The organism is Novosphingobium album (ex Liu et al. 2023), assembly GCF_029076845.1.
Classification (GTDB): domain Bacteria; phylum Pseudomonadota; class Alphaproteobacteria; order Sphingomonadales; family Sphingomonadaceae; genus Novosphingobium.
The window spans coordinates 1-17,824 of the sequence record NZ_JARESE010000010.1 but is presented as its reverse complement, the minus strand read 5'-3'; the positions used below and the strand labels follow the sequence as shown (position 1 = coordinate 17,824).

Here is a 17,824-nt window from a genome sequence, read left to right as displayed (position 1 = left end):
CGGTCAGCGCCTCTGGCCGGCGAGGTCGAACGTGGTGATTTCATCCGGCTCGCGCGCGCGGCCGGTCCAGTCGGGATGGGCGAGCGAGTATTCGGCGTCGGCGAGGCCCGCCGCCCAGTGCTCGTTCAACGTCATGCGCGAGAATTCATAGTCCTTCGAATTGGTTTCGTAAGGGTCGCAGCGGTTGATCAGGTGCATGATCGTGACCGGGCCGAAAGGCTGGTGATCGAGCAGCAGCCTGAGATCGGCATCGCCGCGCATCTCCTCGGGCAGCTTCTGCACCAGGCGGTGCGCGGCGGCGCGGAATTCCTGCAGCTTCTTCGACATGTCGGTGTTGAGGCGCGTCCGGCTGGAATAGCGGATGTCCTTGTCGCGCTGGAACACGTCGGACAGCGTGCGCGGAACGATGCCGCGCGCGCTGAACAGGTCCACCTGGAACACGGTCAGCTCGCACAGCGGCCGGTTGTCGAGCACGTATTGCAGCGGCGTGTTCGAAACCAGGCCGCCATCCCAATACCATTCGCCGTCGATCTTCACGGGCGGAAAGCCCGGCGGCAGCGCGCCGCTGGCCATCACGTGCTCGGGGCCGATCTCGCGCTCGCGATTGTCGAAATAGATGAAGTTGCCGGTCAGCACGTTGACCGCGCCGACGCTGAAGCGCGTCGGCCCGCGGTTGAGCTGGTCGAAATCGACCAGGTCGAGCAGGGTCTGGCGCAGCGGCGAGGTGTCGTAATAGCTGAGCGCGCCGAACTCCGCCGGCCATTCGGGCAGCGCCGGGGGGAAGCGCGGCGAGAAGAAGCCGGGGATGCCGAACGTCGAGGCGATCGCGGCCGAAGCTTCGTTGAACGCGCGGCGGGCAAAGCCGATCGGCTCGTCAAGCCGGTATTGCAGTTCGGAAGAGACCCGATCCCAGAACGCGCGCAGCCGTTCGGTGCGCTTGCCCGGCGGGTTGCCGGCGATGATCGCGGCATTGATCGCGCCGATCGAGATGCCGGCCACCCAGTCGGGCCGGCAATCCACCTTGGCCAGCGCTTCGTAGACGCCGGCCTGGTAGGCGCCTAGCGCACCGCCGCCCTGGAGGACGAGGACGTTCTGCATCACGGGTTCGGTGCGGGCTGGTGCCAGGGTCATGAAGCCTTGCTGCGGATGTTGCGACGCAGCACAATTGGGGTCGGCGGGGCGGGCTTGCAAGGCCGATCGTCGGGCGGGATCGGCCGGGGCCAGGACGGGACGATGCGAATCGCGCACCGCCCCGCCGGGGATCAGGCCATCAGAAGCGTTCGCCCACCATCTCCTCGCTCTTCGCCCAGAGTGCGCGGGCCCGCTCCGGATCGAGCGCATAGGAACGCACCCCTTCGGCGGCCGCGTTGATCAGGCCGTCGGTGATGTGCGAAACGTGGCAATTCTCGCAATAGCGGGCGCCCACCTCCTCGCCGGAGGCAACGAACGCGGCCCATACCGAAGTGGCCGCGCCTTGCGGAATGGTCTTCCATTCGTACGGCGGCAGGTTCTCGGCCGCCAGTTCGGCATTGATCGTCGTCAGCATCCCCGCCAGCGTCTCCTCGCCGATGTGGCGGCCAAGCTCGGTCTGGATGCCGCCGGGATGCAGCGCCGTCGCGCGGATGCCGCGTTCCTTGTGCCGGCGGTCGAACTCCACGGCGAACAGGATATTGGCGGTCTTCGACCGGCCATAGGCGAGGAATGGATCGTAGGGCGTGTGGGCGAAATTCGGATCGTCCAGATCGACGTCGGAAAAGCGGTGGCCCGAGGACGAGACGTTCACCAGCCGCCCGCCCGGCGCGATCAGCGCGGCGATCCGGTTGACGAACAGGAAGTGGCCCAGGTGGTTCGTGCCGAACTGCGTCTCGAAGCCATCGGCGGTGTGGCCGAACGGCGTTGCCATCACGCCGGCATTGGCAATGACGACGTCGAAGCTTTCACCGGCCGCGACCAGCGCGTCGGCCGCCGCGCGCACGCTGGCGAGCGAGGCGAGATCGAGCTGGATGAGGCGCAGCGATCCGCCGTGGGCGGCCTGTTCGCGCACTACCGCGGTCGCGGCCTCGGCCTTGGCCAGATCGCGGGCCGCGCCCACCACCTGGGCCCCGTGCGCGGCCGCCGCGCGGGCGGTTTCCACGCCGAGCCCGGCCGAAACGCCCGTGATCAGCACGCGCTTGCCGGTCAGCGAAACGCCCTTGAGCACGTCTTCGGTAGTGGAAGTGTGATTGAACGATGTCGTCATTCTGGTCTCCATGAACGGGTGACACAGCGCTCCCCGCCCGATCCGTGGCTTGCCGGATCGGTTGTCGTGGTTATAAGGGGAGAGTGTCTCCGCTTATATACGGAGACACCCTCCGTTTAACAAGGGGTGCTGGTTGGAAGGCGACAAGATCGACAGGCCGGCGCGCAAGCCGCGCGCGGATGCGCAACGCAATCGCGCGCTGCTGCTGCAGGCCGCCAAGACCGTGTTCGCCGAAAAGGGCGCGGAAGCGAGCCTGGACGAGATCGCGCGGGCGGCCGGCGTGGGCGCGGGCACGCTCTATCGTCATTTCCCCCACCGCGACGCGCTGATCGAGGCGGTCTATCGCAACGAGATGGAGCAGCTTGCGCAAGCGGCCGAGCGCTTTTCGGAGGCATTGCCTCCGGTCGAGGCCTTGCGGGCCTGGATGCTGCTGTTCGTCGAATACATGGGCACCAAACATGCCATGGCCGCGGCGCTGACCTCGCTGTCTCGCGGGCCGGGCGAGCTTTACGCGGCTTCGGGCGCGCGGCTGCAGGCGACGATCGACCAGCTTGCGGAAAACGCCGTGCGCAGCGGCGAGGTGCGGCTGGAGATCGAGCCGCTGGAACTGCTGCGGGCGATCGCGGCGGTCGCCAGTGTCGGGGCCGGTCCCGACTGGGAAGCCAATGCCCGCCGACTGGTCGATATCCTGATCGCCGGCATCCGCGCGCGGCCTGAATAGAAAGGGCGGCGGCGCTATGCCGCGACCGCGTCCGATACTTCGTTGGCCGCTTCCAGCAGCCGGCGTTCCAGCGATTTCAGGCGGCTGGCCGATTGCACTTTCTCGCCCAGCAGGTCGGTCACATAGAAGGTGTCCGCCGCGCGTTCGCCATAGGTGGCGATGTGCGCGGAATAGACCATCAGCCGCGAATCGAACAGCGCATAGGCCAGCCGGTTGAGCAGCGCGGGCCGGTCGCGCGCATTGACTTCGACCACGGTGAAGCGGTTCGATGCCTTGTTGTCGAAGATGACGCGGGGCCGCACGTCGAAGGCATCGGCGCGCAGGCGCGCGTTGGGCCGGGCGTGGAGCTGGGGCAGCAGCTTGACCCGGTTGGCCAGCGCGTTCTCGATCAGCGTGCGCAGCCGTTCGAGCTGGGCCTGTTCGCGGAATGGCCGGCCGATCGGGTCCTGCACCAGGAAGTTGTCGACCGCGCGGCCGGTACGCGTGGTGTGGATACGCGCGTCGATGATGTTGCCGCCGGCCAGGTGGATGCCGCCGGCGATGCGATAGAACAGGCCCGGATGATCGGCCGCGATCACGGTGACGAGCGTGGCGCCGCGCGCCGGATAGTATTCGGTGGCGATGCTCAGCGGGGCGTTGCTGGCGGCGGCGAACTGGACCAGGTTCTTGGCGATCACGTCGTCGGCCTCGGCGATCCAGTAGGAATCGACGAACTGGCTGCCCACTTGCGCGACCAGATCGCCACGGTTGCCCAGCCGTTCGGCGACGGTGGCCTGCTTGGCGGCGATGCGCCGTTCGCGCCCGTATTCGGCGTGGCCCAGGCGCAGGCGTTCGTCGGTCGCGGCGTAAAGCTCGGCAATGAGCTGGCGCTTCCAGCTGTTCCAGGTGCCGGGCCCCACCGCGCGGATATCGACGATCGTCAGCATGGTAAGCTGGCGCAGGCGATCGACCGACTGCACCACCTCGACGAAATCGCTGATCGTCTTGAAGTCCGACAAGTCGCGCTTGAAGGCGGTGGCGCTCATCAGCAGGTGGGTGCGCACCAGCCAGCTCACCAGCTCGGTCTCGTTCTCGTCCAGCCCCAGGCGCGGGCACAGCTTCAGCGCGATCTCCGCGCCGAGCACCGAATGGTCGCCGCCCCGGCCCTTGGCGATATCGTGCAGCAGCACCGAGGTGTAGAGCGCGCGCCGCGAATGGATCTTGTGGATGATATCGTGCGCCAGCGGATGATCGTCCTTCAGCTCCCCCTTCTCGATCCGCGAGAGCAGGCCGATGGCGCGGATGGTGTGCTCGTCCACCGTATAGTGGTGGTACATGTCGAACTGCATCTGCGCGTTGACGCGGCCGAATTCGGTGACGAAGCGGCCGAAGACGCCGGCCTCGTTGAAGGCGCGCAGGCCTTTTTCCGGGTCGTTGGGGCTGGTGAGCAGTTCCAAGAACAGCTCGTTGGCGCGCTTGTCCTGCCGCACGCCTTCCTTGATCAGCGTCGCGTCGCGCGCGATCAGGCGCATCGTCTCGGGATGGATTTCCAGCCCCTCGCGATCGGCCAGCACGAAAATCTCCACCAGGCGCACCGGATCGGCGGCGAACCAGTCGTCGGTCGGCGCGCGGATGCGGCCGCCGAAGATCTTGTAGCCTTTCAGCGTGCGCGCCTTGGCGCGAAAGCCGGCAAGCAGGCCGCGCGCCGGCTTGGCGGCGAACTGCTCGTCAAGCTGGGCCAGGAACACGCCGGTGAGATTGCCGACGACTTTGGCCTGGAGGAAGAAGTACTGCATGAACCGCTCGACCGCGCTCTTGCCCGGCCGATCGGAATAATTCATCCGCGCCGCCACTTCGCGCTGGAGATCGAACGTCAGCCGGTCCTCGGCGCGGCGGGTGATCGTGTGCAAGTGGCAGCGCACCGCCCAGAAGAAGTTCTCCGCCCGGCGGAAGGCGCGGTATTCCTTCTGCGTCAGCAGGCCCACCTGGACCAGCTCCGACGGATCGCGCACCTTGTGGATATACTTGCCGATCCAGTAGAGCGTGTGCAGGTCGCGCAGCGATCCCTTGCCTTCCTTGACATTGGGCTCGACCACATAGCGGCTGTCGCCCATGCGCTTGTGCCGATCCTCGCGCTCGGCCAGCTTCTCGGTCACGAACTGGCGTTCGGTGCCGGAGACCACTTCGGTCCAGAAGCGTTCGCGGGCCTCTTCGTAAAGATCCTGGTCGCCCCAGACGTAGCGGCCTTCGAGCATGGCGGTGCGAATCGTCAGGTCCGATCGCGACATGCGCACCATATCGTCGAGCGAGCGGCTGGAATGGCCGATCTTGAGCCCCAGATCCCACAGGAAATAGAGCATCGCCTCGATCACCTGCTCGCACCAGGCGGTGTGCTTGATCGGGGTGAGGAAGGCGACGTCGACATCCGAATGCGGTGCCATCTCGCCGCGCCCGTAGCCGCCCACGGCCATCACCGTCAGCCGTTCCCCGGTGGAGGGGTTCATCGCCGGATAGACGCTCGTGGTGACGTGATCGTGGATGATTCGCAGCAGCTGATCGACCAGGAAGGCCTGCGCCTCGGCCACCTCGTGCCCGGCCGTGGGCTTTTCGGTAAGACGCCGCGCCACTTCCGCGCGGCCTTGCGCCAGCGCGCCGCGCAGCAGTTCGACGACCGGCAGGCGCGCCTTCTTGCCGTGCTCCTCCACCAGCGCGGCAATGCGCTCGGTCAAGTCGCGTCGGTCGATCACGGATCGGGGGGAAGGAATGCGGATCACGCTCATGCCCTGCCTATCTAGACACTGGCGGGGCGAAGGGAAACCCGCGCCGCACGGCGCACAGGCAATCGGCGCGGGCTCCCCGGCGAAGCGGAAATCGCGGGCGGCGCGCAAGAGCCGGCTACCATCGCGCGCGCGGCTATGCCAGAAGGCGGCACGAGCCCCGCCCGGACAGCGGCGGGCAACCGGACAAACGCGAGGTCTTGCCCCTTGTTGCTTCTGACAGCCGCCGCTGCCGCCGGGCATGAGCCGATCCACTGGCTCGATCTGGGCCTGCGCAACGGGATCGACCTGGGCTTCTTCACGCTGCGCTATTATTCGCTCGCCTATCTGGCGGGCATCGTGCTGGGCTACTGGCACCTGACCAGGATGATCAGGCTGCCCGGCGCGCCGCTCGCGCAGCGCCATGCCGACGATCTGTTCTTCTATTGCACGCTGGGCATCATCCTGGGCGGACGGCTGGGCTATGCGCTGTTCTATTCGCCCGATTTCTACCTGTTCAGGCACCCGGTCGAGCTGGTCCAGCTCTGGCACGGGGGCATGAGCTTTCACGGCGGGCTGATCGGCGTGGTGCTGGCGCTGGTCTGGGTATCCTGGCGCAACGGGCTGAACCTGCTGCGCGTGGGCGATTACATTTCGGTCTGCGTGCCGTTCGGCATGTTGTTCGGGCGGCTGGCCAACTTCGTCAATGGCGAGCTGTGGGGCCGCGTGACCGATGCCTCGGTTCCCTGGGCCATGGTCTTTCCCGATGGCGGGCCGCTGCCGCGCCATCCCAGCCAGCTTTACGAAGCCGGGCTGGAAGGGCTGGCGATGATGATCGTCATGCTGGTGCTGTTCTGGAAGACCAGGGCGCGCTTTCGCCCCGGCCTGCTGGTGGGCGTGTTCGCCACCGGCATCTCGCTCGCCCGGTTCTGCGTCGAATTCTTCCGCGAGCCCGATGCCCAGCTTCAGGACTTCGCGCTGCGCACCGGCCTGTCGATGGGCCAGTGGCTGACGATCCCGTTGATGGTGTTCGGCTTGGCGGCCGTCACGCGGGCCTTGATGAAGCCGCCGCTGGCAACGGGACGGCCCGCCACGGCATGAACGGTGAAGCAGGCGCGCCGGCCGAATCGCTTGCGGGCATTTTCGAACGGCTGATAATCCGCCACGGGCCGATCAGCGTGGCGCAGTACATGGGCGAATCGAACGCGCGCTATTACGCCGGCAAGGATCCGCTGGGCGAGGCCGGCGATTTCGTCACCGCGCCCGAGATCAGCCAGATGTTCGGCGAACTGATCGGCCTGTGGCTGGCCGACATGTGGATTCGCGCGGGGCACGGGGCGCCGGTGCACTATGTCGAGCTGGGGCCGGGGCGCGGCACGCTGGCGCGCGATGCCTTGCGCGCGGCGCGGCGCTATGGCCTGCAGCCCAAGGTGCACTTCGTCGAAAGCTCGCCCGCCTTGCGGGAGGCCCAGCGCGTGACGGTGCCGCAGGCGCAGTGGCATCATGACTTGTCCGGCGTGCCGGGGGACGGGCCGATCCTGCTGGTCGCCAACGAGTTCCTCGACGCGCTGCCGATCCGCCAGCTGGTCAGGACCGGGCAGGGCTGGCGCGAGCGCATGGTGGGTCTTGCCGATGGCCGTTTCGTCCCGGTCGCGGGTGACAGGCCGATGGACGCCGCCGTGCCCGAGGCGATGCGCGAGATGGCGCCGGGTACCATCATCGAGACTTGCCCCGGTGCCGCCGCCGTGGTGGACGAGATCGCCGGCCGGCTGTTGGCACAGGGCGGCGCGGCGCTGATCATCGACTATGGCCATGATATCGCGCGAACCGGATCGACGCTGCAGGCGGTGCGCGCGCATCGCAAGGTCGATCCTTTCGCCATGCCGGGCCTGGCCGACCTGACCGCGCACGTCGATTTCGCAACGCTGGTGCAAGTCGCCCAGGCGCGCGGCTGCCGGTGGCTGGGCACGGTCACGCAGGGCCGCTGGCTGCGCGAGCTGGGGATCGAGACGCGGGCCGAAAGCCTGGCCGCCTATGCGCCCCAGCACGCCGCCGCGATCCACGCCGCGCGCGACCGCTTGATCGGCGAGGGCGAGATGGGCACTTTGTTCAAGGTCATGGGGCTGGCCGATCCGAACTGGCCCGAAGCAGCGGGGTTTCCATCATGACAGGCAAGCCGGTTTCGCTCATGCCCGACCGGATCGAGAAGGTCATCGGCGTGCTGGCGCTGGTGCTGCTGGGCTTCGTCGTCACCGCGGTCGCGAAAGGTTCGGCCGATTGGGGCAAGCTGCCGTGGGAGCTGTGGCTGCACCTGGCCACGATGGCGCTGACCCTGGCGCTGACGCCGGCGATCCTGTGGATGCGGCGCGGCACCTTGCGGCATCGCGTGGCCGGCTATGCCTGGGTGACGGCGCTGGCGGTGACGGCCCTTGTCAGCTTTCGCCTGCGCTTCACCAATCACGGCGGGTTCAGCGTGATCCATCTGCTGTCGGTGATCACATTGGTGCTGCTGCCCGCGCTGGTGCTGGCCGCGCGGCGGCACAACCATGCGCTGCACAAGCGGCTGGTGCGCGGCCTGTGCCTGGGCGCGCTGCTGACGGCCGGGTTCTTCACCTTCCCGTTCCACCGCCTGCTGGGGCGGTGGCTGTTCGGTTGAAGGGGATGGTTTGAAAATGCGCCTATCGGCGCATTGCCGGGCAAACCCTCCTACTTGTCCAGCCGCACGGTGCGCTCTTCCGGCGGCACCTGGCGCACCGGCACCGCGGCGAGCCAGGCAGCCAGCGCGTCAAGGTCCGACATGCCGATCCGCGCGTCGGTGCCCCTGGCGAACGTCGCATAGCCATCCCCGCCGCCGGCAAGGAAGTTGTTGATCGCCACCCGGTACGTCGCGGCCGGATCGATCGGCTGGCCGTCGATCGTCAGCGCGACCACCCGCTGGCCCGAGGGGCGGGTCATGTCGTAAGTCACGCGGACATTGGCCGAAGGGGCCAGCATCTGCTGTGCGCCGCTATCGTCCAGCCCTTCCTCGATCGCCTGCCGGATCTCGGCCCCCGTCAGCGTTTCGGTGATGAGCGTGTTGTTGAACGGCTGCACCGCATAGATCTGCCCGAAAGTGACGCTGCCGTCGGCCGCCGGCACCAGCGGAGCGCGGATGCCGAAGGGGTTGGTGAAGGCGATCCGCGCGCCGGCATCGCGCGTTGCCGCCAGATGCGCGTCGGCCAGCAGGTTGCCCAGCAAGCCGCCGGTGTTGCTGGCCAGGCCGTCGGGCTTTTCGGCCGGGCCGGACAAGTGGCCCACCGGCTGCCGGGCATAGGCGCTGGCCGCATCGACATAGCGCTGCACATATTCGCCGACATCGGCGCGCGGCGCGAACCGGGGATAGCGATCGCTGTTCGGCACCGCGCCGCGCCCGCCGGTATAGCCCGGCGACTGGACGATCACGTTGTGCGCCGCCTTGGCGACCACGCGGTCCGCCGCCGGGTCGATCGTCAGCGTGATGTCGGTGACAAGCTCGCCATAGACGCCCGCGCTGGTCAGCAGGATCGGGCGCGCGGGATCGACATCGCCGTAGTTGCAGACATAGGCCCAGTGGGTGTGGCCCGAGACGACCACGTCGACGCGCGGATCGAGCCGGGCCAGGATCGGCAGGATCTCGCCCGTCATGCCCTTGCAGCCATTCGGATCGGGATCGTCGGTGGTCTTGCCGCCCTGATGGATCAGCACGACCACGGCATCGGCGCCCTGCTGTTTCAGCAGGGGCACGGCCCGGTTGATCGTGTCAGCCTCGTCCGCGAAAGTCAGGCCCTTGATGCCGTCGGGCGAAACCAGTTCCGGCACGGCTTTCAGCGACAGGCCGATGAAGCCGATCGTCACTTTGCTCGCGCCGGTGCCGAACGATTTCAGCCCGGTCGCGGGAAACAGGGTGGAGCCGTCTTCGGTGATCGTACTGGCCGAAAGGTACTTATAGGCCGCGCCCTTGAACGCTTCGATCTGGCAGGGCTCGCGCGTGGTGTTCTTCTCGCAGCCGCCGTTCTGCAGGCGCAGCAGTTCGCGGCGGCCGCGATCGAACTCGTGATTGCCCACCGCGTTGAATTCCAGCCCGACGCGGTTCATCACGCCCACCGCCGGCTCGTCGAGATAGATCGACGAGGCAAGCTGCGAGGCGCTGGTCAGATCGCCCGCCGCGACGACGACGTGGTTGGCATGTTTCGCCTTGATCGAATCGATCGCCGAGGCAAGCCAGGCCGCGCCGCCCGCGGGCACCGGCGCGCTGCCGCCCATGCCGTCGGGCGCGGGCACGGCCTGCCGGGGCGGTTCCAGCGCGCCGTGGAAATCGTTGATCGCGACAATGCCGATCTCGACCGGCGCGGCCGCCTGCCGCGCGGCTTGCGGCGTGGCGCAGGCGGCCAGCAGGATGGAGGCGAAGGCGGGGGCGAAGCGAAGCAGGCGAGTCATGCCTTGCGTATCGCCGCTGCGCATGACGGCGGCAAGACCGCGCGCCATCCGCCAGGGATGCCGCTGCTAGCCCGCCTGCCGTTCGAGCGCGTGCATCGCCTCGTCCGACAAGCCGAAATGATGGCCGACTTCGTGGATCACCACATGCGTCACCAGATCGGCGAGCCGCACTCCGGTTTCGCACCATTCGGCCAGCAGCGGCTGGCGATAGAGCGTGATCACCGGCGGCAGATCGCCCGAGGACCAGATCGATTCCTCATCCATCGGCCGGCCATGGTAGAGCCCGGTCAGTTCCCAGGGGTCTTCGATCCCCAGCGCTGCCAGCGTCTCGTCGTCGGCGAATTCCTCGATGCGGATCGTGATCCCGTCCAGGTGGGCGGCGAATGGCGGCGGGATGCGCTGGAACGCGGCTTGCGCCAGGGCATGGAGGGCATCGCTACCGGGGGCTTTGGTCATGCCCCTCGATATAGGGCGCGCGCGGGCGCGGGCCAAGCCGGGCCGGATGCGCGGGGGCGGGTTCCCAGGTGCCGCGCGGCGTGTCACTGCTGGTGATCCCGGCCCCCTGGCGAATCGGAATCACGGCATGGAAACGATCGGCGCCGACCTGGAAGTGATGAAGCGGGTTCCGCTCGCGGACGATCACCTCGCCGCGATCCGCGAGATCGCCGAGGAACGGCATTACCACGCGGGCGCGATCGTGGCCGACGTGGGCGAGCCGATGGACAAGTTCGTCTATGTGCTGGAAGGCGAGGTGGAACTCGTCGATCCCTATTCGGGCGAGCGGCTTTACGAATCGGGCATCGGCGCCACCCAGTTCATGGGCGAGATCGCCTTCCTCAATTCCGGCAGCTATTACCTGCCGATGCGCGCCTCGATGGCGACGCGCACGCTGGAAGCCCCGCGCGAAGCGATGTTGGCGCTGATGGCGCGCGTTCCCGAACTGTCGGACCATGTCATCACCGTGTTCGCCGCGCGCCGGCAGCGGCAGTTCGCCTCGCAAGGCAGCGCGATCAAGGTGATCGGTGCCGATCGCGATCCGCAAGTGCAGCGGGTGGAAAGCTTCCTGGCGCGCAACCGCATCCCGTTCCAGTCCTTCGATCTCGATTCGGCGGAGGCGGAAGCCTCGCGGCTGTGCCAGCTGGCGCATCACGAACCGGCGGTGATCTTCGCGCGCGACCACATCGTTGCCGAGCCCACCCCGCGCAAGATCGCCCGGCTGCTCCATCTCGATCTCGACGCGGGCGAGAACCCGGAAGTGGACTTGCTGATCGTTGGCGGCGGGCCGGCGGGCGTCGCCGCGGCGGTCTATGCCGGGGCAGAGGGCGTGGCGGCGCTGGTGATCGAGGATGCGGCGATCGGCGGGCAGGCGGGCACCTCCAGCCGGATCGAGAACTACATGGGCTTTCCCACCGGCATCTCGGGATCGGACCTGGTCTATCGCGGCCAGATCCAGGCGCTCAAGTTCGGCACGCGCTTTGCCATGCCGCGCCGGGTCAGCGGGCTGGAGCAGCGGCCCGACGGCCTGTTCTGCGCGACGATCGAGGACGGCGTGATCTGCGCCCGCGCCCTGCTGGTGGCGACCGGCGTGCAATACCGGCGGCTGCCGATCGACCGGCTTGCCGACCTGGAAGGCAAGGGCGTGTTCTATGCCGCGACCGAGATGGAAGCGCGCTTCTGCCGCAAGACCGAGGTGGTGGTGATCGGCGGCGGCAATTCGGCCGGGCAAGCCGCGATGTACCTCTCGCGCGTAGCGCGCCATGTCCATGTCGTGGTGCGCGGCGGCGGGCTGGCGGAATCGATGTCGGCCTATCTCTCGCAGCGTCTGGAGGCAGATCCGCGCATCACCATCCATTACCACACCGAAGTCTCGGCCCTGCATGGCGATGATCACTTGCAAGGTGTCACGCTGAAGCAGCCCGGCGGCGACAACCGGATCGATACCAGCGCGCTGTTCGTGATGATCGGCGCTGCGCCGAACACCGAATGGCTCTCGGGCCTGGTCGAGCTGGACGAGCGCGGCTTTGTCAGGACCGGGGCCGAAGCCGGCGCGCAATCGCCCTACGAAACCTCGCGTCCGGGCATCTTCGCTGTCGGCGACGTGCGCACCGGCTCGGTCAAGCGCGTGGCCTCGGCCGTCGGCGAAGGCTCGGTGGTGATCTCAGCGATCTGGTACTTCCTGGAAAACGGCCGGAACAGCGGGTAGCAATCCGGCTACCCGCCCAGGGCCGATCGACATTCAGCCCTGACGGCCTGCAAATGGCGATTTTCCGTGCTTCCGGTGCTCACGTACCTTTAGTACGCTGCGCTCCGGGTCCCGAAAAACCCCCATTTTCGGCACGTCATCTTCTGAATGTCGATCGGTCCTAGACGTCCAGATTGGCGACGTTCAATGCGTTTTCCTGGATGAAGTCGCGGCGGGGTTCGACCACGTCGCCCATCAGGCGCGTGAAGATCTCGTCGGTCACGTCGGCATCCTCGACCTTCACCTGCAGCAGGATGCGATGGTCCGGGTCGAGCGTGGTTTCCCAGAGCTGCTCGGCGTTCATTTCGCCAAGGCCCTTGTAGCGGGCGATCGACAGGCCCTTGCGACCGTTCGCGAGCACCGTGTCGAGCAATTGCGTGGGCCGGGTGATCGTGCCTTCGCCCAGCGTCGGGCGGGTGGCGGCGGCGGGCTCCTCTTCCTCCTCGTCCCCGCTTGCGGGTTCCGGCTCGGGGGCCGCCGCGCCGGCGCGCACGAGCTGCGCGGTGCCGCGATAGACTTCGACGTGTTCGCCCGCCAGCCGCGCCAGCTTGCGCGCCTCGGGGCTGAACAGGAAGCTTGCCTCCACCGGGAAGGCATCGGTCACGCCGCGCCAGATCCGTTCGAGCCGGACCGATTCGTCATCGAGCACCAGGCCTTTCCACACCGCTTCGGGATCGCCGCGCCCCAGCCATTCGGCCGCGCGCTGGACCGCCGCTTCGCGCGCGGGGCGCGAAAGATCGGAATCGAACACGCCGGCCAGCGCCATCACTTCGATCACGGCGGGATCATAGCGGCGCGGCACGAAGCCCATCAGCGCGCGCAGCCGCAATGCGTGCTCGACCAGCGCTTCCAGTTCCTGGCCGCCGCGCGCGCCGCCCGTGGTTTCGAGCAGGCGGCCGGCGAGGCCCGCCTCGACCAGATAGCGATCGAGTGCGGCATTGTCCTTGAGGTAGACTTCCGAGCGGCCCTTGGCGACCTTGTAGAGTGGCGGCTGGGCGATGAAGAGGTGCCCGGCGCGGATGATCTCGGGCATCTGGCGGTGGAAGAAGGTGAGCAGCAGCGTGCGGATATGCGCGCCGTCCACGTCGGCGTCGGTCATGATGACGATCTTGTGGTAGCGCAGCTTGGCCAGGTTGAAATCGTCGCGGATGCCGGTGCCCATCGCCTGGATCAGCGTGCCGACTTCCTTCGACGAGATGATCCGGTCAAACCGCGCGCGCTCCACGTTCAGGATCTTGCCCTTCAGCGGCAGGATCGCCTGCGTGTTCCGGTCACGCCCCTGCTTGGCCGAACCGCCGGCCGAATCGCCTTCGACCAGGAACAGTTCGCACTTGGCCGGATCGCGTTCCTGGCAATCGGCCAGCTTGCCGGGCAGGCTGGCGATGTCCATCGCGCCCTTCCTGCGAGTGAGCTCGCGCGCCTTGCGCGCCGCCTCGCGCGCGGCGGCGGCATCGATGATTTTGCCGACCACCGCCTTGGCATAGGCGGGGTTTTCCTCCAGCCATTCGCTCATCCGGTCGGCCATCAGGCTTTCCAGCGGCTGTCGCACTTCGGACGAGACCAGCTTGTCCTTGGTCTGCGAGGAGAACTTGGGGTCCGGCAGCTTGACCGAGACGATCGCGGTCAGCCCCTCGCGCATGTCCTCGCCGGTGAGGTTGACCTTTTCCTTTTTCAACTGGCCCGATTTCTCGGCATAGTTGTTGAGCGTGCGGGTCAACGCCGCGCGGAACGCGGCCAGGTGCGTGCCGCCGTCGCGCTGCGGGATGTTGTTGGTGAAGCACAGCACGTTTTCGTAGTAGCTGTCGTTCCATTCCAGCGCGACGTCGATGCCCACGCCGTCACGCTCGGAACTGATCGCGATCGGATCGGGCAGCAGCGGCGTCTTGTTGCGATCGAGGTATTTGACGAAAGCGGCGATGCCGCCTTCATAGAACAGGTCGTGCTCCAGCACTTCCTCGTGCCGCTTGTCGCGCAGCAGGATGCGCACGCCCGAATTGAGGAAGGCCAGCTCGCGGTAGCGATGCTCCAGCTTCTCGAAATCGAATTCGGTGACGTTCTTGAACGTGTCGGTCGAGGCGAGGAAGGTGACGCGCGTGCCTTTCTTGCCGGCCGGCGCGGGGCCGCGCACCACCAGCGGCGACACCGCGTCGCCATGGGCGAACTTCATCCAGTGTTCCTCGCCGTCGCGCCAGATCGTCAGCTCCAGCCATTCCGAAAGCGCGTTGACCACCGAGACGCCCACGCCGTGCAGCCCGCCCGAGACCTTGTAGGCATTGTCGTCGTTGGTGTTGTCGAACTTCCCGCCGGCGTGAAGCTGGGTCATGATGACTTCGGCTGCGGAAACGCCTTCCTCGGTATGGATGCCGGTGGGAATGCCGCGTCCGTTGTCTTCCACCGAGACCGAGCCATCGGCATTCAGCTCGATCAGCACGAGATCGCAATGGCCGGCCAGCGCCTCGTCGATGGCGTTGTCCGATACCTCGAATACCATGTGATGCAGGCCCGAACCATCATCGGTATCGCCGATATACATGCCGGGGCGCTTGCGCACCGCATCGAGGCCCTTGAGAACCTTGATCGAATCCGCGCCGTAGTTTCCGTTGCTTTTGCCGCTGTCGGTAGTGCTTGCCATAGCGAGCATATAAGCATTCCGGGGGCATGGGGAAAGCCGCAACAACCCCTTCCATCCACAACGCTGAACGGTGCCCCGGTGCGGACCGGAGATGCAAAAAGGGCGGCCTTGCGGGCCGCCCTGTCTGCTGTCGATGTCTTGCTGTCGGTATCGTGTCTTCGTTTCGCCGCGTCCGCTGGCCCTCAGGCGAGCGTGAGCGCGAAGACGAGGACCTGAAGACCGAGCGCCGCGACGACACCGGCCGTCTTCTGCATGATGGTCATGATCGTGTTCCTTCCCTTTAAGGTGCGCGGCGATTCGACGCCGGCATCCCTGACTGTTCTGTAACTAAGGTAGGTTAGTAATTTTTGCAAGCGCAAATGAAACAAAATAACTTGCATTTTTCGCAAGCCGCGCGTTTACGCGGCGGCAACGATTGCGAATCGAACGGGCCGCCCGACGGATCGGACGGCCCGGCACGAAAGTTCCGAAAATCGAAGGGTTAGCGCTTGCCGTCGCCGGCCATGGCAAGCGCCAGGGTGCGGCCGCTCTGGATCTGGGCCTCGGCCCGCGCAATCGCATCCTTCGCGCAGGACGCATCCGAGGAATAGTAGCCGATGACCGCCGATGTCGGCGCGCAAGCTTCGCGAACGGCGTTGCGCACCCGGTTGCGCAAGGCCAGCACGTCGTCGGGGCGGGAGAGATCGAGGTCGGTATAATTGATCTTGACCGTGACCTGCTCGGCGAAGGCCGCGGGCGCGGCGACGAGACAGGCAGCGGCGAAACCGGAAATGATCAGCTTTTTCATCGCATTGTCCTTCCTGAAAGTTCAGCCGCCTTTCGTGGGACATCCGCTTTTGCTCTGATTGCACGGTGATTGTTGCATTGCAGCAAAATTGTGCAAGTGCGAAAAAGGCAGCCGGGGTTGCCGATTTCGCAAGACCTGAAGCAAGCTTTAGATTTGGCGGGGAATTCCGCGCCACGCCGCGCGCTCCGGCTTGAGCTGCGCGCAACCCGCGTAGCCCGCTGGATTTTGGCCGCGGACCTGCGTAACGCGCTGATCATGACCAGTTCGCAGCAATCCGATTCCGTCCTGATCGTCGATTTCGGCAGCCAGGTGACCCAGCTTATCGCCCGCCGCGTGCGCGAGGCGGGCGTCTATTCGGAAATCGCGCCGTTTTCCCATGCGCAGGAGGCTTTCGCCCGGCTCGACCCGGTCGGCGTGATCCTCTCGGGCTCGCCCGCCTCGGTGCTCGATGCCGACGGGCCGCGCATTCCCGAGGCGATCCTTGCAAGCGGCCGGCCAGTGCTGGGCATCTGCTACGGCCAGCAGGCGCTGATGCACCAGATGGGCGGCGAAGTGCTGCCGGGCGATTCGGGCGAGTTCGGCCGCGCCTTCATCGAGATCGGCGACCAGTGCGCGCTGTTCGACGGGCTGTGGTCGGTGGGTGAGCGCCATCAGGTCTGGATGAGCCACGGTGACAAGGTCACCGCGCTGGCCGAAGGCTTCCGCCCCGTCGCCGCCAGCGCCGGCGCGCCTTACGCGGTGATCGCCAACGACGAAAAACGCATCTATGCGATGCAGTTCCATCCCGAAGTGGTGCACACGCCCGATGGCGGCAAGCTGCTGAAGAATTTCGTGCGCCACGTCTGCGGCATGGCCGGCGACTGGACCATGGCGGAATTCCGCAAGACCAAGATCGCCGAGATCCGTGAGCAGGTGGGCGAGGGGCGGGTGATCTGCGGCCTGTCGGGCGGGGTCGATTCCGCCGTGGCCGCCGTGCTGATCCACGAGGCGATCGGCGATCAGCTCACTTGCGTGTTCGTCGATCACGGCCTGATGCGGCTGGGCGAGGCCGAGCAGGTCGTCAGCCTGTTCCGCAACGCCTACAACATTCCGCTGGTGCATGTGGATGCCTCCACCCTGTTTCTCAAGGGGCTGGAGGGCGTCACCGATCCCGAGGCCAAGCGCAAGTTCATCGGCAAGACCTTCATCGACGTGTTCGAGGATGAGGCGAAGAAGATCGGCGGCGCCGAATTCCTCGCGCAAGGCACGCTCTATCCCGACGTGATCGAAAGCGTCTCGTTCACCGGCGGGCCTTCGGTGACGATCAAGAGCCATCACAACGTCGGCGGCCTGCCCGAGCGGATGAACATGAAGCTGGTCGAGCCCTTGCGCGAGCTGTTCAAGGACGAAGTGCGCGAACTGGGCCGCGAGCTGGGCCTGCCCGAGATCTTCGTGGGCCGCCATCCGTTCCCCGGCCCCGGCCTTGCCATCCGCATCCCCGGCGAAGTCAACCGCGAGCGCTGCGATATCCTGCGCAAGGCCGACGCCATCTACCTTGAGGAAATCCGCAACGCCGGCCTGTACGACGCGATCTGGCAAGCCTTCGCGGTGCTGCTCCCGGTCAAGACCGTGGGCGTGATGGGCGACGGCCGCACGTACGACAGCGTCTGCGCGTTGCGCGCCGTCACCTCCACCGACGGCATGACCGCCGACATCTATCCCTTCGACGCCACCTTCCTGAGCCAGGTCGCGACCCGGATCATCAACGAGGTGAAGGGCATCAACCGCGTGGTCTACGACTATACGTCAAAGCCGCCGGGCACGATCGAGTGGGAGTAGAGGGTAATCGGCGGCAATAGCGTAGGTTCGGCGGTGATTTTCGCCGTCGCACTGCTGCTCTTTCCGTCTAGTCCTCCTTCCCGCTGAGCGACGTTGGTCTCCTCATCGAATTCGCAAATCCGATCTGCATCTAGTGTGGTGAATCTGAAGTTCGCTATCGTTTAGACTCAATTTTGCGCGACGATTGTTTCCTGC

At 66.6% G+C, this 17,824-nt stretch carries 14 protein-coding genes; 6 read left to right on the top strand and 8 right to left on the bottom strand.

The genetic code is table 11. From position 1 onward, the window contains the following. Positions 1-3 precede the first annotated feature (3 nt). Positions 4-1,131, bottom strand: a complete 1,128-nt coding sequence (locus PYV00_RS03200; protein WP_275226808.1) for a patatin-like phospholipase family protein — start codon at positions 1,129-1,131, stop codon at positions 4-6. Positions 1,132-1,270: 139 nt separating this feature from the next. Next, positions 1,271-2,239 (bottom strand): SDR family NAD(P)-dependent oxidoreductase, encoded by a 969-nt coding sequence (locus tag PYV00_RS03195; RefSeq protein ID WP_275226807.1) that lies wholly within the window; start codon positions 2,237-2,239, stop codon positions 1,271-1,273. Positions 2,240-2,372: 133 nt separating this feature from the next. Between PYV00_RS03195 and PYV00_RS03190 the strand changes: the two genes are divergently transcribed. Continuing rightward, complete coding sequence (locus PYV00_RS03190; protein ID WP_275226806.1) at positions 2,373-2,960, top strand: TetR/AcrR family transcriptional regulator; 588 nt, start codon at positions 2,373-2,375, stop codon at positions 2,958-2,960. Positions 2,961-2,974: 14 nt separating this feature from the next. Here the strand turns inward: PYV00_RS03190 and PYV00_RS03185 are convergent, their stop codons facing one another. After that, positions 2,975-5,719, bottom strand: a complete 2,745-nt coding sequence (locus tag PYV00_RS03185; RefSeq protein ID WP_275226805.1) for a [protein-PII] uridylyltransferase — start codon at positions 5,717-5,719, stop codon at positions 2,975-2,977. Between the two features lie 204 nt (positions 5,720-5,923). Here PYV00_RS03185 and lgt point away from each other — a divergent pair, with 204 nt between their 5' ends. From lgt to PYV00_RS03170, 3 genes are read left to right on the top strand one after another with little or no spacing between them, the layout of a single operon-like run. Continuing rightward, a complete protein-coding gene (gene lgt / locus PYV00_RS03180) occupies positions 5,924-6,796 on the top strand; it encodes a prolipoprotein diacylglyceryl transferase (protein ID WP_275226804.1) in 873 nt (290 codons plus the stop codon). Continuing rightward, a complete protein-coding gene (locus PYV00_RS03175; RefSeq protein ID WP_275226803.1) occupies positions 6,793-7,863 on the top strand; it encodes a class I SAM-dependent methyltransferase in 1,071 nt (356 codons plus the stop codon). The genes lgt and PYV00_RS03175 overlap by 4 nt, the downstream gene beginning before the upstream one ends. Further along, on the top strand, positions 7,860-8,351 hold the full coding sequence (locus tag PYV00_RS03170) for a DUF2306 domain-containing protein (RefSeq protein WP_275226802.1): 492 nt from the start codon (positions 7,860-7,862) through the stop codon (positions 8,349-8,351). The genes PYV00_RS03175 and PYV00_RS03170 overlap by 4 nt, the downstream gene beginning before the upstream one ends. A gap of 50 nt (positions 8,352-8,401) precedes the next feature. Here PYV00_RS03170 and PYV00_RS03165 read toward each other — a convergent pair whose 3' ends face one another. Further along, positions 8,402-10,150, bottom strand: a complete 1,749-nt coding sequence (locus PYV00_RS03165; protein WP_275226801.1) for a bifunctional metallophosphatase/5'-nucleotidase — start codon at positions 10,148-10,150, stop codon at positions 8,402-8,404. Between the two features lie 66 nt (positions 10,151-10,216). Continuing rightward, a complete protein-coding gene (locus tag PYV00_RS03160) occupies positions 10,217-10,606 on the bottom strand; it encodes a metallopeptidase family protein (RefSeq protein ID WP_275226800.1) in 390 nt (129 codons plus the stop codon). Between the two features lie 127 nt (positions 10,607-10,733). On the opposite strand from PYV00_RS03160, the gene PYV00_RS03155 reads away from it, so the two are divergent. Next, positions 10,734-12,353, top strand: coding sequence for an FAD-dependent oxidoreductase (locus tag PYV00_RS03155; protein ID WP_275226799.1), 1,620 nt, complete (start codon positions 10,734-10,736; stop codon positions 12,351-12,353). Between the two features lie 160 nt (positions 12,354-12,513). Here the strand turns inward: PYV00_RS03155 and gyrB are convergent, their stop codons facing one another. The 3 genes from gyrB to PYV00_RS03140 all read right to left on the bottom strand — a co-directional run bounded on the left by gyrB (position 12,514) and on the right by PYV00_RS03140 (position 15,811). Further along, the gene (gyrB, locus tag PYV00_RS03150) at positions 12,514-15,033 is read right to left on the bottom strand and encodes a DNA topoisomerase (ATP-hydrolyzing) subunit B (protein WP_428981604.1); all 2,520 of its coding nucleotides are present in this window, start codon (positions 15,031-15,033) and stop codon (positions 12,514-12,516) included. A gap of 173 nt (positions 15,034-15,206) precedes the next feature. After that, positions 15,207-15,404, bottom strand: a complete 198-nt coding sequence (locus PYV00_RS03145; RefSeq protein WP_275226797.1) for a hypothetical protein — start codon at positions 15,402-15,404, stop codon at positions 15,207-15,209. Positions 15,405-15,505: 101 nt separating this feature from the next. Then, positions 15,506-15,811 (bottom strand): UrcA family protein, encoded by a 306-nt coding sequence (locus tag PYV00_RS03140; RefSeq protein WP_275226796.1) that lies wholly within the window; start codon positions 15,809-15,811, stop codon positions 15,506-15,508. A gap of 255 nt (positions 15,812-16,066) precedes the next feature. Between PYV00_RS03140 and guaA the strand changes: the two genes are divergently transcribed. Continuing rightward, on the top strand, positions 16,067-17,629 hold the full coding sequence (gene guaA, locus PYV00_RS03135) for a glutamine-hydrolyzing GMP synthase (protein WP_275226795.1): 1,563 nt from the start codon (positions 16,067-16,069) through the stop codon (positions 17,627-17,629). Positions 17,630-17,824 lie beyond the last annotated feature (195 nt).

Coding starts and splice junctions, on each gene's coding strand:
- PYV00_RS03200 (WP_275226808.1), bottom strand. CDS start 1,131: ATGACCCTGGCACCAGCCCGCACCGAACCCGTGATGCAGAACGTCCTC.
- PYV00_RS03195 (WP_275226807.1), bottom strand. CDS start 2,239: ATGACGACATCGTTCAATCACACTTCCACTACCGAAGACGTGCTCAAG.
- PYV00_RS03185 (WP_275226805.1), bottom strand. CDS start 5,719: ATGAGCGTGATCCGCATTCCTTCCCCCCGATCCGTGATCGACCGACGC.
- PYV00_RS03175 (WP_275226803.1), top strand. CDS start 6,793: ATGAACGGTGAAGCAGGCGCGCCGGCCGAATCGCTTGCGGGCATTTTC.
- PYV00_RS03170 (WP_275226802.1), top strand. CDS start 7,860: ATGACAGGCAAGCCGGTTTCGCTCATGCCCGACCGGATCGAGAAGGTC.
- PYV00_RS03165 (WP_275226801.1), bottom strand. CDS start 10,150: ATGACTCGCCTGCTTCGCTTCGCCCCCGCCTTCGCCTCCATCCTGCTG.
- PYV00_RS03160 (WP_275226800.1), bottom strand. CDS start 10,606: ATGACCAAAGCCCCCGGTAGCGATGCCCTCCATGCCCTGGCGCAAGCC.
- PYV00_RS03155 (WP_275226799.1), top strand. CDS start 10,734: ATGGAAACGATCGGCGCCGACCTGGAAGTGATGAAGCGGGTTCCGCTC.
- gyrB (WP_428981604.1), bottom strand. CDS start 15,033: ATGCTCGCTATGGCAAGCACTACCGACAGCGGCAAAAGCAACGGAAAC.
- PYV00_RS03145 (WP_275226797.1), bottom strand. CDS start 15,404: ATGCAAGTTATTTTGTTTCATTTGCGCTTGCAAAAATTACTAACCTAC.
- PYV00_RS03140 (WP_275226796.1), bottom strand. CDS start 15,811: ATGAAAAAGCTGATCATTTCCGGTTTCGCCGCTGCCTGTCTCGTCGCC.
- guaA (WP_275226795.1), top strand. CDS start 16,067: ATGACCAGTTCGCAGCAATCCGATTCCGTCCTGATCGTCGATTTCGGC.